Source organism: Synechococcus sp. Minos11, assembly GCF_014279855.1.
In the GTDB taxonomy this organism is placed as follows: Bacteria; Cyanobacteriota; Cyanobacteriia; order PCC-6307; family Cyanobiaceae; genus RCC307.
The window spans coordinates 1,855,318-1,867,614 of the sequence record NZ_CP047953.1; the positions used below are offsets into that span (position 1 = coordinate 1,855,318).

The 12,297-nt window shown below is 62.1% G+C and carries 15 protein-coding genes and 1 tRNA gene; 7 read left to right on the plus strand and 9 right to left on the minus strand.

Features of this window, described 5'->3' with window-relative positions; genetic code table 11:
• Positions 1 to 2: 2 nt before the first annotated feature.
• Positions 3 to 455, plus strand: coding sequence for an N-acetyltransferase (locus SynMINOS11_RS10495; RefSeq protein ID WP_370586165.1), 453 nt, complete (start codon positions 3 to 5; stop codon positions 453 to 455).
• Between the two features lie 24 nt (positions 456 to 479).
• Here SynMINOS11_RS10495 and SynMINOS11_RS10500 read toward each other — a convergent pair.
• Positions 480 to 553 (minus strand) — tRNA-Arg (locus SynMINOS11_RS10500).
• Between the two features lie 52 nt (positions 554 to 605).
• Here SynMINOS11_RS10500 and recF point away from each other — a divergent pair.
• Positions 606 to 1,700 (plus strand): DNA replication/repair protein RecF, encoded by a 1,095-nt coding sequence (recF, locus tag SynMINOS11_RS10505; RefSeq protein WP_255445551.1) that lies wholly within the window; start codon positions 606 to 608, stop codon positions 1,698 to 1,700.
• Here the strand turns inward: recF and SynMINOS11_RS10510 are convergent.
• The gene (locus SynMINOS11_RS10510; RefSeq protein WP_186548417.1) at positions 1,669 to 1,863 is read right to left on the minus strand and encodes a hypothetical protein; all 195 of its coding nucleotides are present in this window, start codon (positions 1,861 to 1,863) and stop codon (positions 1,669 to 1,671) included. The genes recF and SynMINOS11_RS10510 overlap by 32 nt on opposite strands.
• Before the next feature lie 58 nt (positions 1,864 to 1,921).
• On the opposite strand from SynMINOS11_RS10510, the gene speD reads away from it, so the two are divergent.
• On the plus strand, positions 1,922 to 2,389 hold the full coding sequence (speD, locus tag SynMINOS11_RS10515; protein ID WP_043737337.1) for an adenosylmethionine decarboxylase: 468 nt from the start codon (positions 1,922 to 1,924) through the stop codon (positions 2,387 to 2,389).
• On the opposite strand, the gene larE is transcribed toward speD, so the two are convergent.
• The 3 genes from larE to SynMINOS11_RS12785 are packed head-to-tail and all read right to left on the minus strand — an operon-like array spanning position 2,365 to position 4,834.
• On the minus strand, positions 2,365 to 3,216 hold the full coding sequence (gene larE, locus SynMINOS11_RS10520) for an ATP-dependent sacrificial sulfur transferase LarE (RefSeq protein ID WP_186548419.1): 852 nt from the start codon (positions 3,214 to 3,216) through the stop codon (positions 2,365 to 2,367). The two genes, speD and larE, sit on opposite strands and share 25 nt — an antisense overlap.
• A gap of 16 nt (positions 3,217 to 3,232) precedes the next feature.
• Complete coding sequence (locus SynMINOS11_RS10525) at positions 3,233 to 4,438, minus strand: cation:proton antiporter (RefSeq protein WP_255445397.1); 1,206 nt, start codon at positions 4,436 to 4,438, stop codon at positions 3,233 to 3,235.
• Between the two features lie 54 nt (positions 4,439 to 4,492).
• Positions 4,493 to 4,834 (minus strand): hypothetical protein, encoded by a 342-nt coding sequence (locus SynMINOS11_RS12785; RefSeq protein WP_222929708.1) that lies wholly within the window; start codon positions 4,832 to 4,834, stop codon positions 4,493 to 4,495.
• Positions 4,835 to 5,018: 184 nt separating this feature from the next.
• Here SynMINOS11_RS12785 and SynMINOS11_RS10535 point away from each other — a divergent pair, with 184 nt between their 5' ends.
• From SynMINOS11_RS10535 to SynMINOS11_RS10545, 3 genes are all read left to right on the plus strand, one after another.
• The gene (locus SynMINOS11_RS10535) at positions 5,019 to 6,194 is read left to right on the plus strand and encodes a cob(I)yrinic acid a,c-diamide adenosyltransferase (protein ID WP_043737344.1); all 1,176 of its coding nucleotides are present in this window, start codon (positions 5,019 to 5,021) and stop codon (positions 6,192 to 6,194) included.
• A gap of 73 nt (positions 6,195 to 6,267) precedes the next feature.
• Positions 6,268 to 6,735 carry a hypothetical protein gene (locus SynMINOS11_RS10540; protein ID WP_186548423.1) on the plus strand — a complete coding sequence of 156 codons (468 nt, stop codon included), beginning with the start codon at positions 6,268 to 6,270 and terminating at the stop codon, positions 6,733 to 6,735.
• Positions 6,736 to 6,744: 9 nt separating this feature from the next.
• A complete protein-coding gene (locus tag SynMINOS11_RS10545; RefSeq protein ID WP_186548425.1) occupies positions 6,745 to 7,125 on the plus strand; it encodes a hypothetical protein in 381 nt (126 codons plus the stop codon).
• Here the strand turns inward: SynMINOS11_RS10545 and SynMINOS11_RS10550 are convergent.
• The 3 genes from SynMINOS11_RS10550 to SynMINOS11_RS10560 are packed head-to-tail and all read right to left on the minus strand — an operon-like array spanning position 7,122 to position 10,962.
• Entirely contained in the window at positions 7,122 to 9,278 is a 2,157-nt protein-coding gene (locus SynMINOS11_RS10550) for an ATP-binding cassette domain-containing protein (protein ID WP_186548427.1), read from the minus strand. The genes SynMINOS11_RS10545 and SynMINOS11_RS10550 overlap by 4 nt on opposite strands.
• 48 nt (positions 9,279 to 9,326) lie before the next feature.
• Complete coding sequence (gene moeB / locus SynMINOS11_RS10555; protein WP_186548429.1) at positions 9,327 to 10,499, minus strand: molybdopterin-synthase adenylyltransferase MoeB; 1,173 nt, start codon at positions 10,497 to 10,499, stop codon at positions 9,327 to 9,329.
• Between the two features lie 40 nt (positions 10,500 to 10,539).
• Positions 10,540 to 10,962, minus strand: coding sequence for a M67 family metallopeptidase (locus tag SynMINOS11_RS10560; protein WP_255445398.1), 423 nt, complete (start codon positions 10,960 to 10,962; stop codon positions 10,540 to 10,542).
• A gap of 85 nt (positions 10,963 to 11,047) precedes the next feature.
• Between SynMINOS11_RS10560 and SynMINOS11_RS10565 the strand changes: the two genes are divergently transcribed.
• Positions 11,048 to 11,443 (plus strand): CAAD domain-containing protein, encoded by a 396-nt coding sequence (locus SynMINOS11_RS10565; RefSeq protein WP_011936518.1) that lies wholly within the window; start codon positions 11,048 to 11,050, stop codon positions 11,441 to 11,443.
• Positions 11,444 to 11,446: 3 nt separating this feature from the next.
• On the opposite strand, the gene SynMINOS11_RS10570 is transcribed toward SynMINOS11_RS10565, so the two are convergent.
• The gene (locus SynMINOS11_RS10570) at positions 11,447 to 12,283 is read right to left on the minus strand and encodes a fructosamine kinase family protein (protein WP_255445399.1); all 837 of its coding nucleotides are present in this window, start codon (positions 12,281 to 12,283) and stop codon (positions 11,447 to 11,449) included.
• Positions 12,284 to 12,297: the final 14 nt, after the last annotated feature.

A 12,297-nucleotide genomic window follows, 5' to 3' on the forward strand; every position in this document is an offset into this window, starting at 1 on the left:
TGATGCCTTACTTCCGCAGTCAGCCGCCGGCCCCTCGCCTGCCTGAAGGGTTTGTCTTGGTGATGGAAGATCAGCCCGCTGATGCACCCGCGGTCAACCGTTTCTTGCAGCAATGCGGCGCTCCGGTGCGCAGCGACAACACCATTGCCCGAGCATTGCAAGCCAGTGCCTGGACCGTGCGGCTGCTGCGCAACGACCAGCTGGTGGGATTTGTGCGCGTGACCAGTGATCAAGCCCTCAACGCCAATCTTTGGGATCTGGGCGTTGTGCCCGACGAGCCGCAGGCCAAACGACTGCTGGCTGTGTTGGTGCACGCCGCTTTAAGCCGTCTGCGCAAAGAGCTCCCCGGTTGCAGCATTTCGCTGGCCTCACCACCGCAAGCCATTGAGGTGCTGGAGACGTTTGACTTCATTACGGACCCCAATGGGATCCGTGTCATGGGCCTGGATCTTTAGCGAAAGACCAGAGGAAAAGGCTCACGAGCATGGAGGGACTCGAACCCCCGACATTCAGAACCGGAATCTGACGCTCTATCCAACTGAGCTACATGCCCTCATTGCTTACGTTAGCTGCTGAGTGGCCCTGCCCCCATCCTTCTCCACCGCCTGGAGCTGAGCCGTTTTCGCAACTATGCGGAGCTGCATCTGGAGCTGGATGCGCCGCGGCTGCTGGTGCTCGGCAATAACGGCGAGGGCAAGTCCAACCTGCTGGAAGCTGTTGAGCTGCTGGCCAGCCTGCGCTCCCACCGCTGCAGTCAAGATCGCGATCTGATCCAACGCGGGGAGACCAGCAGCAGGCTCAAAGCGTGGGTGGGAGAGGAAGCCGCAGATGAGTTGGCGATCGAACTCAGGCGCCAAGGGGGGCGCCGGGTTCAGCGCAACGGAAAGCTGCTGGAGCGCCACGCTGATCTGATTGGGCCGCTGCGCTGCGTTGGATTCAGTGCCCTCGATCTGAGCTTGGTGCGCGATGAACCAGCGGGCCGGCGCGATTGGCTCGACCGCGTCGTGCAACAACTCGAACCCGTCTACGGCGAATTGCTGAGCCGCCATGGACGGCTCCTGCGGCAACGCTCACAACTGCTCAAACGCCAACTCAGCAACCGCGATGAGTTGTTGGATGCCTTTGACCACCAGTTGGCGGTGATCGGAACTCGCCTGCATCGTCGCCGCCACCGCGCCCTCAAACGGCTGGAACCCTTGGCTGCCCCTTGGCAAGAACGGCTCAGTGGCGGACGCGAACAGCTGCAACTGCTCTACCAACCCGGCACCCAGCTCAACGGCGACGAAGACGAGCATGTGTGGCAGCAATGCCTGCTGAATCAACTGCAAGAACAACGGCCGCAGGAGGCCCGTTTGGGGTATTGCAGCGTTGGGCCACAACGGGATGACGTGGCCCTGCTGCTCGGGGGGGAGCCGGCACGTCGGCTCGGCTCCGCAGGCCAGCAACGCTGCCTGGTGCTCGCGCTCAAGCTGGCCGAACTGGAGCTGGTCACCAGCCTCAGTGGGGTGCCGCCCCTGCTGCTGCTCGACGATGTCTTGGCCGAACTGGACCCCCAACGGCAACAACTGCTGCTCGAGGCCGTTGGCGAAGGCCATCAATGTTTGGTGAGTGCCACGCACCTGCAAAGTTGCGTAGCCGACTGGCAGCAACGGGCGCAGCTGGTGGAAGTCAGGGCTGGGGCTGTTCTTCCTGCGGCATAAGCACCGGAGCAGCCTGCTGCTCAGCTGGCGGCGAGGAGAAGCCAAGGAACGCCAACACCGTGCCGCCGACAGCCACGCCTGCAACCAACAAAATCAACAGCAGCTCCCCAACGGTCAACCCAGCGGTGGTGGCAGAGGTGCGGCGGTTGTTGGCTATTGGCAACACAATTTTGCGCTGAGCTGGAGGTAAGGTTATTAGCTCTTTTGTTTGCCCGATTCAATTGGCACAACCCTCAGTTCTGCACCCTGATCCAGGACGCCTCTCGAGCACCTCCCCCAACACGCAGCCTGTCCCCATGGACATGGTGGGAAAACACTGCATTCTCGAGCTCTACGACTGCGACTCCAGCAAGCTCGACGACGAAGTCTTTCTCAGAAGCGCCATCACCCAAGCAGCCGAACGGGCTGGCGCCACACTTCTGAATCTCATCACCCACCAATTCCAGCCCCAAGGCGTAACGGGCCTGGCCCTGCTGGCGGAATCCCACATCTCAATCCACACCTGGCCTGAAGCGGGATATGCCGCTGTGGATGTGTTCACCTGTGGTGACCACACCATGCCGGAGAAAGCATGCGCCGTCCTCAGTGAAGAGCTGGGCTCAGGCCACCAAAGCTTGCGCAGCTTCCGGCGTCGTACCCCCGCCAGCCTGGTGGACAGTGAGCGTCAGACGTCGGTGCCGATTGGCTGAAGGGAGCGGTTGAGCTTGCCGCTCACCAACCCTTCCAAATCCAAGCTCACGGCGGTGAATCCAAATTGCAGGAAGACTTGCACCAACTCTTGGCGCAGGTCTTCCTGCATCAGCTCCGCCAACCGCACGGCCGGCACTTCAATGCGGGCGGTCTCCCCTTGGGAGCGAACCCGCACTTGATCAAAGCCCCGCTGTTGCAACCAGCGTTCGGCTTGGGCCACCCGGCTGAGGCGCGAGGCCGTGATGCCTTCGCCATAGGGGAACCGGGAGGCCAAACAAGGCTGCGCTGGCTTATCCCACCAGGGAAATCCCAACGCTTTCGAGAAGCGCCGCACCGACGCCTTATCAATCTGCAGCTCCGCAAGAGGTGAGCAAACACCTGCTTCGCGGGCGGCATCAATGCCGGGGCGATGGTCGCCGAGATCATCGTGGTTGACGCCATCGAGCACCTGCGCTCCCGCGGCCGCGCGGCTGATCTCAGCGAGATGGCGGTGCAACTCGCGTTTGCAGGCGTAGCAGCGATCCGTGGGGTTGGTGGCATACGCCGGATCCTGCAGCTCAGCGGTCAACACCTCCTGGTGGGCGATCCCTAGCCATTGAGCTTGCAGCCTGGCTTCCTCCCGCAAGTGAGGCGCCAAAGCCGGTGAAATACCCGTGACGGCTAGGGCTGCTTCAGCCAGTTGCTCCTGGGCTATCGCGGCCACAAGCGCGCTATCGACACCGCCGGAATAGGCCACGCAAACACGACCAAACTGGCGAATCCGTTGCCTGAGCCGATCGAGCTGGCCTTGATCCGCCGCGGTTAGTGATTCCAGCTGCCGAAACACCACAGGAACCTGCTGGTCAGATCAGGCTAGTGACTTGGGGATTGGGCTGGTCGGGCGGAGCGCAACGGGCCAACAGCGCACTCGCCAACGCCGGGAAGACGAGCACGGTGGCCATCGCCGCAGCAATCAGCAAGGTGGCAAACGACATCTCAATCACCCCTTGGCGTTCCGCCAACACCACCACAGCCAAAAGCAGCGGCAACTGGGTGGCGATATCCAGCCCCAAGGCGAGGCGGGCCCGGACATCAGGCAGGTGCTTGCGGGTCATCACCACCACTGGCACCCCGCGCACCAGCAGCATCAACAGCATCAAGCAGGGGATCCAAACCAAGCGTCGGGGCTCTGCCAGCACCGGGGCAAAGTCGAGGCTCATGCCCGTGACAACAAAGAAGATCGGCACCAAGAAGCCAGCGCCCACACCATCAATGCGGGCCTGCAATTTGTGCCAAATATCGGCGTTGGTGCTGAAGCGAAGCAACACCCCAGCCACCAAGGCGCCCAGCACAGCATCAATATTGAGCAGATGGGCCAGCGCCACCATGGCCACCAACAAGCCAATGGCATAGCGCATGGGCAGTTGGGAGCTGCCATCCATGGTGCGCACCAACAAACGATTGAGGCTGCCGCGGTAATACGCCGCCACCCCCATCAACGCCAAGGCAATCAGCAAATACCCCAGAAAGTGAAGCAGGGTGAAGCCCATCTGTGAGCGGCGGCCCTCAAGGATGCTCAGCAAAACGATCGGCACCACCTCTCCAATTCCGGCGTGCACCATCACCAACGAGCGATAGGCCTTCGGCAACAGCTCGCGATCCCGCAGCAGGGGCTGCACCATCCCCATTGAGGTGGTGATCACCGCCAGTGACACCCAAGGCAAGGCTTGATGGGAAATTTCACCAAGCACGATCAAGAGCCCAGCAACCATTAGGGCCAGGGGAATCGACAACAGCCAACTGGTCAGACCAAGGCGCAGTCCACCAGACAAAAAGGCCTTGGGATCGAGCTCAAACCCAGCCTGAAGAAATAGAAATCCCAGGCCCAGATTGGACAGCAATTCCAATGCCGAACCTGGTTGATCAAAGTTGAACCCATGGGGGCCCAATACAGCACCTAGAGCTATCTCGAGGACTGACGTTGGCAGTCGCAGCCAAGGCAATGTTGCGGAAATCCAAGCAACAACCGCAATCGCCACAAACAACAGAGCTTGGTGCTCAAGAGGCATCAAAATAATCGGCCCCGAATATCAGCCAAGAGCTCCCGAAGAAGAACTCCAAGGTCAATCAAGTTTCTGTAAAACAATCTCGCAATTACCACTCATTTTAATCTTCCATTTCTGGTTCTCTTTAATCGCATCAAACTCATACAGCGGTCGATCAATCTCCTTATCAGTCACAAAAAAGCCTTGACCGCGCAACACATCAGCGCAGGCAGAAAGCCCTTGTTTTGTCAGCTCGGCTTCTCCAGCAGACACCGCGACGGGAGCGTTGGCAGGCATCGGCGCAGGGGCCTGGGCGGGTGCTGGTTGAGGAGCGGGAGCCATCGCTTTGGGAGAGGGCTGATTACAGGCCGCCAACAAGGCCACTGGGCTCAGCAATCCCAGCAAGGTCAAGCGCTTCATCCATGCGGCCAATCGCAGTCCAAGTAGTACGAAATCAGGGCTTAACCAAAAGCGTTGTTAACCATCTCTGCAGGTCCTCAAGCCCACAGCTACTGACGATCCAGAGCACCTGGACATCCCAGCTGTTTTTGATGCAAGGAGGATCAAAAAACACGGCAAGCCCCAAGAGGCCCGCTTAGGCTCGCTGGGCCAACCCAGGTCATCGACAAAGGGCGCTGTGACAGCAACCACCGGCCGGGGCATCGGCATTCGCACAGCAGCCGGTGGCGACGAGCGCCTGCGCGGTCAACTGCACGTCTACGACGGAGAGGGCAAAGGCAAAAGCCAGGCCGCCCTTGGCGTGGTGCTGCGCACCATTGGTCTTGGCATCTGCGAGAAAAAGCGCACCCGCGTTTTGCTGCTGCGCTTTCTCAAAGGGCCAGGCCGGGCCTACGCCGAAGACTCCGCCATTGAGGCGCTGCAACAGGGTTTCCCCCATCTCATCGACCAGGTTAGAACTGGCCGCGCCGACTTCTTCACTGCCGATGAAGTCACCCGTTTTGACCGCCAAGAAGCGCAGCGGGGCTGGGATATCGCCAAAGGGGCTCTCGCCAGTGCCCTCTATTCGGTGGTGGTGCTCGATGAGCTCAACCCCCTGCTCAACCTGGGGCTGCTCGATGAAGAAGACGTGGTGCGCACCTTGGCGGCCAAGCCACCGGGCCTTGAGGTGATTGCCACCGGCCGCGGAGCTCCGCGCTCCTTGGTCAACCTTGCCGATCTGCACTCTGAGATGCGGCCCCATCTCCACGAGGGGCCCAGCCAGCTGGGCATGGAGGGCATCGAGATCTACACCGGTGAAGGCAAGGGCAAATCCACTAGTGCCCTGGGCAAAGCGCTGCAAGCCATCGGCAAAGGCATCAGCCAAGACAAGAGCCACCGCGTGCTGATCCTGCAGTGGCTCAAAGGCGGCAAGGGCTACACCGAGGACAGCGCGATTGCAGCGCTGCGCGAGAGCTATCCCCACCTGGTGGATCACCTGCGCTCCGGCCGTGATGCCATCGTCTGGCGCGGTCAGCAGCAGCCAATCGACTACGTGGAAGCCGAACGGGCCTGGGAAATCGCCCGCGCTGCCATTGCCAGCGGGCTCTACAAAACGGTGATCCTCGACGAACTCAATCCAACGGTGGACCTCGAGCTGCTGCCCGTCGAACCGATCATGCAAACCCTGTTGCGCAAACCACGCGACACCGAGGTGATCATCACGGGCCGCTGCAAAAACCTGCCGGCTTACTTCGATCTAGCCAGCGTTCACTCCGAGATGGTCTGCCACAAGCACTACGCCGAACGCGGCGTCGACCTCAAACGGGGCGTCGATTACTAAACGCCAAGGTTCTGTCACATCTGAGCGGCTCCCCAGTCACACCCTGGCCACGACTTTGAGCAACGCTCTTCTGATGCGCGTTGCTCTCTCCCTGCTTGCCGTTCTCGGTGTTGGTGTCAGCTCAGCGACACCAGCCCACAGCCGCAACTGGCAGGCCATCGATGCGCTGCGTCAACGCCTGGAGGCCAAGGGCGCTCGCGTCGTTCAGCGGGACTGCAACTCCCTGCCCAGGGTGCAGGGGCTGTATCACCGGCCCAGCGATCAAATCGTGATCTGCCGGGTCCACCAGAACCCGGCAGCGGTGTGGGACACCTTGGCCCACGAAGCCGCCCACCGCATGCAGGCCTGCTACGGCCGCTCGCTGACCCGACCAGCCCTGCATCGCCAAATGGCTCGCACCCTGGCTCGGCGCTATCCGCAGGAGTTGGCCTCCCTGCAGCTCTACCCGGCCTCGCGCCGGCTCTCCGAGCTGGAGGCGCGCTACACCGCCAAGCTCGACCCGGACCAGGTGTTGAGCCTCTTCCAGCGTTACTGCGGTTGACCTCGATCCATGCCCACCATGCGTTTTCTGCCCGTTCTGCTCACCCCGGCGCTGTGGCTTCCAGCCCAGGCCATGGCCATGCCTCAAGAAGCCGCCGTTGATTTAGCCCTTGGCTATTGCCTGCATTCCGAGGGACGGGCCACCCAAATGCAGTCCTACCGCTTTGTGCAGGCGTTGGGTGCCAAGCAGGGTTGGCCGAGTGGTTGGTACCAACAGATTCGTCCCAATCAAATCCAAGCCGCCATCAACAACGCCGGTGGCTGCGGCCGGTTGCTGCAGCGCGCCTCTGGCGGGCAGCCGCTGCAACGGCAACCCCAGGTGGTGCAGCGGGCTCCACAACCTGGTTCACGCAGTGCCTCCGAAGGCTTTGGCCTGGCGCCCTATCGCTAAACGCTGGCCTGCGCTGAGTGGTTGAAAAAGCGGCGGTAATCCGGATCGCGCTCCAACAGATCCAAAAAGCGGTCACGGTCGAGCCTGAGCAAAAGACCTTCTCCGCGCGCCCGCACCGTGACCGCCCGCGGCCTGTCCTCCAGCAGTCCGGCATCGCCAAAGAAATCCCCTTCTTCCACAACCCCTTGCTTGATGGGCACTCCGCCCCAGAGATCGTCTTGAAGCACCTCCAGGGTGCCGGCCACCACCACATAAAAACTGTCGGGTGGATCGCCCTCACGAAACACCTCTTCCCCAGGCCGCACCCGCTCGCTCACAAACTCTGCTGCCAGCCAGCGCAGGACAGCCTTCTCCACCCCATGGAAGAGGGGAATCGAGGCAAGACGGTCGGCCGTAATGCGCACCCGATGGCTGGCGCTGATGTCGAAGCCACTCATCTGCCGGTGCCAGAAGTTGGCGTAGAGGCCGCCTTCGGCCAGCAGCGCGTTGTGATGTCCCAGCTCAACAACCCGCCCATCGGCGATCACCGCCACCTGATCCATCGCCGCGGCCGCCCGCAGCCGGTGCAAGACCGATACCACCGTGCGCCCTTGGCCTAAGCGCGCCAAAGTGCGATTGATGGCCTCTTCCGTTCCAGGATCCAGAGCGCTGGTGGCCTCATCGAGCAGCAGCAGCTTGGGGTCGCGAACGATCGCGCGGGCGATCGCAATGCGTTGACGCTGGCCGCCTGACAGCCGCCCGCCGCCAGGGCCAACCACGGTGTTCAAGCCCTCGGGCAAGCACGCCACAAAGCTGCCCAACTCGGCCGCTTCGGCAGCTGCCGCCACCTCGGCATCACTGGCCTCAAGCCGCCCCAGACGAATGTTGTCGGCAATGCTGAGATCAAACAAATCGCTCTCTTGGGGCACCAGCGCCACCTGATGCAGCCACTGCTCACGGCCCGTGCTGTTGAGATCGATGCCATCGACTTTGAGGCTCCCAAACTGGGGCTGCAGCTGGCGCAGCAACAACCGCAGAACGGTGCTTTTGCCGCCACCGCTGGGGCCCACCAGCGCTAAGGAACTGCCGGCGGGGATGGTCAAACAGAGGTCGGTCAAACCGCCACCGTCTGGGTAGCGGAACTGAACTTGATCGAGCACCAACCCCTGGCTGAGCGGCGGCGGCGCTGGCAAGACGCTGGCGGCCTGGGCGCATTGCCTGCTGGCCTGCTGCAACTGCTGTTGCAGCAGATCCAAGGCGGTGCTGCCCGCTTGCAGCGGCAGCAGGGAGCTGCCGAGCTGCCACATGCCGCTCACCATTGCTGTGGCAATGCCCATGGACGCCACCAACTGGCCAACACTCAGCTGGCCGGCGAGCATCAACCAACAGCCCAAGGCAAAGACGCTCACCAAGGTCAGCAACGCCGAGGCCGTCAGGGCGGCGCTCTGCACCCCCGACACCATGCCGACGCGGCGGGCCGCGCGCATCAGGGCGCCATTACCAGCAGCGAATCCCTCACTGGTGCTGGCTTTCAAGCCAAACAAATCCACCACTTCGCGGCCGCGCAGGCGCTCCGCGGCATAGGCCAGCAGCAGCGCTGCACGGCTCACCCGCTGCTGCTCACGCCTGGCCAAGGCGGGAGTAAAGGCCACCTGAGAGAGCAGCAGCAACGGGGTCAACACCACCGCCACCAGGGCCAAGCGCCAGTCGGTTTGCAGCAGCAGCAACACCCCCAGCAGGATCTGCGCCACGGTCCAAATGAACAGCGGAAGCTGCACCACCACCACGTTTTCCAGGGTGGGAATTTGCTGGGTCAGCAGCGCTTGTTCATCACCGGGAGTCCAGCGGCGATCCAGCGGTTGCTCGAGCAGGTGATTGAACAAGCGCTGGCGAAAGTCCGTGCCGAGCCGACTGCCCAGGGCCGCAAACAGATTTACCGACGCCCCATTACAGGCGACTGCCACCAGCAACCAGGCGCAGGGCAACAGCAGCAGCGGCAGGATGTCGATGCCGCCTTGATCGGCCAGAACCCGGTCGATCACCAGCTGCAACAGCACCGGGATCCCCACCATCAGCAAGGGATCCGGCAGCACCGTGAGCACAGCCAAGACAACCCGCCAACGCTGACGGCGCAGGTGGGGCCAAAGGCGCAGGGGCAGCAGGAGAGGAAACACAGCTGCAGGCGACCATCTCCTGCTTAACCCAATCCCGGCCCGCCTGGCTCAGTAACGCTGAACCGAGGGATCAATCTTCTGGCTCCAGGCATCAATGCCGCCGGAGACGTTGGTGCCTTCGATGCCTTCGCGCTTGAGGGCAATCAAGGCCTTGGCACTGCGGCCGCCCAACTTGCAGTGGGCGTAGAGGCGTTTGCCGGCTGTCAGCTCGCGCACCTGCTCAATCGCCGTGCCGTTTTCGATCTGATCGAGGGGCACCAACACCGCCCCGGGGATCGTGGCGATCTCGGCTTCCTGGGGCATGCGCACGTCCAGCAGCACGATGTCATCGCCGCCGGAATCGAGCAGTGTTTTGAGCTCACCAACGCTGATGGTTTCCACAGCACCTGCCTCCTCTTGACCGGGAGCGGTTCCACCCACCCCACAGAACTCCTGATAGTCGATCAGTTTGTCGATCACCGGCCGCTCGGGGCTAGGCCGCAACTTGAGCTCCCGAAAGCTCATCTTGAGGGCATCGAACAGCAGCAAACGGCCGCTGAGGGTGGTGCCGATGCCAGTGATGATCTTGACCGCTTCGGTGGCCTGGATCACCCCAATGATTCCCGGCAACACACCCACCACGCCGCCTTCGGCGCAGGAGGGGACCAATCCCGGTGGTGGCGGCTCGGGAAAGAGGTCCCGGTAGTTGGGGCTTTCAGCATCCAGGTTGAACACCGTGGCCTGACCTTCAAAACGGAAGATCGAGCCATAGACATTGGGCTTGCCGAGCAGCACGCAGGCGTCATTGACCAGGTAGCGCGTCGGGAAGTTGTCGGTGCCGTCACAAACGATGTCGTAGGGACGAATGATCTCCAGCGCGTTCTCACTGGTGAGGGCGGTCTCGTAGAGATCCACCTGACAGTGGGGATTGATTTCGTGGATGCGGGCCTTGGCCGATTCGATCTTGGGCTTACCCACCCAGCTGGTGCCATGGATCACCTGCCGCTGCAGGTTGCTGTGATCCACCACATCGAAATCCACGATGCCGAGGCGGCCGACACCAGCTGCCGCCAGATACAGCAGCAGCGGCGAGCCCAGACCACCGGTGCCGACACACAGCACCGAGGCCCCCTTGAGCCGCTTCTGGCCCTCCATCCCCACTTCCGGCAGGATCAGATGCCGAGAGAAGCGGGCGATTTCGTCGGGACTGAGCTCGACGCCGCTGATATCAGGGGGAAGCATGGGGGTGGATCACAAGCGCTGGAGCAACCCAGCGGATCCTCTACTTTCCCAAATGCCCGTCACCGGTGAGCTGCAAGCGCAGCGATTGGGCCTGCAAGCGGCCCTGCTCACCCTGCAGAGACCAGGCGCCCCAAGCCAATGGGGCATAACCGCGAATCAACATCAGCGCCCCGGGCCAGCCCCAATTGAGGTCCTCCGCCGACGGCATCACCGGTCCGGTGGGGTGGCTATGGGCCGCTCCAAGCAGCTGCCAGTGACGATCACGGCACCAACGCTGGGCTGTCACTAACTCGGCGGGGTCAATACTGAAACGGTTGCGGCGACTTAACTCTGGGGCTTGATGCGCACCCGGCTGCCAGGCATTGAGGCAGGGCCAGACCCAGTGCACTCGACCAGGCTCGCCAAGCAGCAGGGCACACCCCTCATTGGGCCAAGCGCTGCGCAAATCGCGCTCAAGAACCATCAGCCAATGCCCATTGAGCTCCAGCAGAGCTGGTGAAACCGGTTGGGGCTCGATAACTTGACCAGCAGATTCATTTCCAACCTCCATGACGGAGACCACCGAAGTCAAAACTGAGGCGCAGGAGGTGGTCGCTGAGACGACCGCCGATGGGGGCGTCGACCTGCAAGCCAAGGCAGGCGAGTTCAAGGAGCGCTACGCCGAAGTCCTCGGCAAAATCAACACCGCTCTCGACGGCGTCGATTGGAATCAGATGGGCCGGATCGGCAAAGCCGCCGGCATCCTGATCGCCGTGATCGTGGCTCAGATCCTGATCAAAGGGGTTCTGGACACCATCAACCTGCTGCCTGTGGTTCCTGGACTGCTGGAACTGCTGGGCCTGGTGGTGGTTGGCAGCTGGAGCTGGAACAACCTGCGCACCAGCACCAAACGCGAAGAGCTAGTCCAAAGCATCACCAAACTGCGTCAGGAGTACCTGGGCTGAGGCTCAGAGCAACCGCAATAACGCCTCAACACTGCGGCGGCTCTGATCGATATAGGAGCCGCCAAACAGGTTGGCGTGATTGAGGAGATGGAAAAGGTTGTAAGCGATGAGCCGCTGCTCAGCTCCTGCTGGCAGCGGCCATTCGTCGTTGTAGGCCCCAAAAAAAGCCTCAGGCAAACCGCCAAACATTCGGGCCATGGCCAGGTCCACCTCGCGATCGCTGTAGGACACCGCCGGGTCATAGAGGCAGGGGCGGCCATCACGAAGCACGCCCGCGTTGCCAGGCCAAAGGTCGCCATGCACCAAACATGGCTCTGGTTGGTGCTGCTCCAGCCAAGGCGGCAACAGCTCCAGCAACCTCTCGCTCTGGGGCCACCGCAGACCTTGGGCCTCAAGCCGCTGGAATTGATCGGCCAAACGCTGCTGGCAAAAGAACGCTCCCCAGCTGCGTTGCCAGCCTCCGCGCTGGATCCCAGCACCGATCCAACGGTCGTCATGCCAACCAAACAATCCAGGGGCGGGTGTGAGCTCCAGGCTGCGCCGATGCAGCTGGGCTAGGCCGCGACCAAGGCGCTCCCAGCCGTCGCGGTCGCCTCCAGCCAAATCGAGCCAATCGAGCACCAACAGGGCCCGCCCGCGGGCCAAACCCAGGGCCAAGGGTCTTGGCAGCACCAGGAAGTCGGCGCAGGGGATCAAGGCTTGCAAGCCTTCGGCCTCCGCTTGCAACCGCTCGAGCTGATCAGCCGCAAGCCATTTGCAAAAGAAGCGACCCCTGGCGTGCTCAGCACTGACCCCTTGCTGCTGCAGCCAGGACTGCAGATCAAAGCTGCTCTCGCTCAACGCCCTGAGTTCCC

What these genes read in the sequence shown, in the direction of transcription:
- SynMINOS11_RS10495 (WP_370586165.1), top strand. Translation starts at nt 3, where the DNA reads ATGCCTTACTTCCGCAGTCAGCCGCCGGCCCCTCGCCTGCCTGAAGGG.
- SynMINOS11_RS10525 (WP_255445397.1), bottom strand. Translation starts at nt 4,438, where the DNA reads ATGCCTCTTGAGCACCAAGCTCTGTTGTTTGTGGCGATTGCGGTTGTT.
- SynMINOS11_RS12785 (WP_222929708.1), bottom strand. Translation starts at nt 4,834, where the DNA reads ATGAAGCGCTTGACCTTGCTGGGATTGCTGAGCCCAGTGGCCTTGTTG.
- SynMINOS11_RS10540 (WP_186548423.1), top strand. Translation starts at nt 6,268, where the DNA reads ATGCGCGTTGCTCTCTCCCTGCTTGCCGTTCTCGGTGTTGGTGTCAGC.
- SynMINOS11_RS10545 (WP_186548425.1), top strand. Translation starts at nt 6,745, where the DNA reads ATGCCCACCATGCGTTTTCTGCCCGTTCTGCTCACCCCGGCGCTGTGG.
- moeB (WP_186548429.1), bottom strand. Translation starts at nt 10,499, where the DNA reads ATGCTTCCCCCTGATATCAGCGGCGTCGAGCTCAGTCCCGACGAAATC.
- SynMINOS11_RS10560 (WP_255445398.1), bottom strand. Translation starts at nt 10,962, where the DNA reads ATGGTTCTTGAGCGCGATTTGCGCAGCGCTTGGCCCAATGAGGGGTGT.
- SynMINOS11_RS10565 (WP_011936518.1), top strand. Translation starts at nt 11,048, where the DNA reads ATGACGGAGACCACCGAAGTCAAAACTGAGGCGCAGGAGGTGGTCGCT.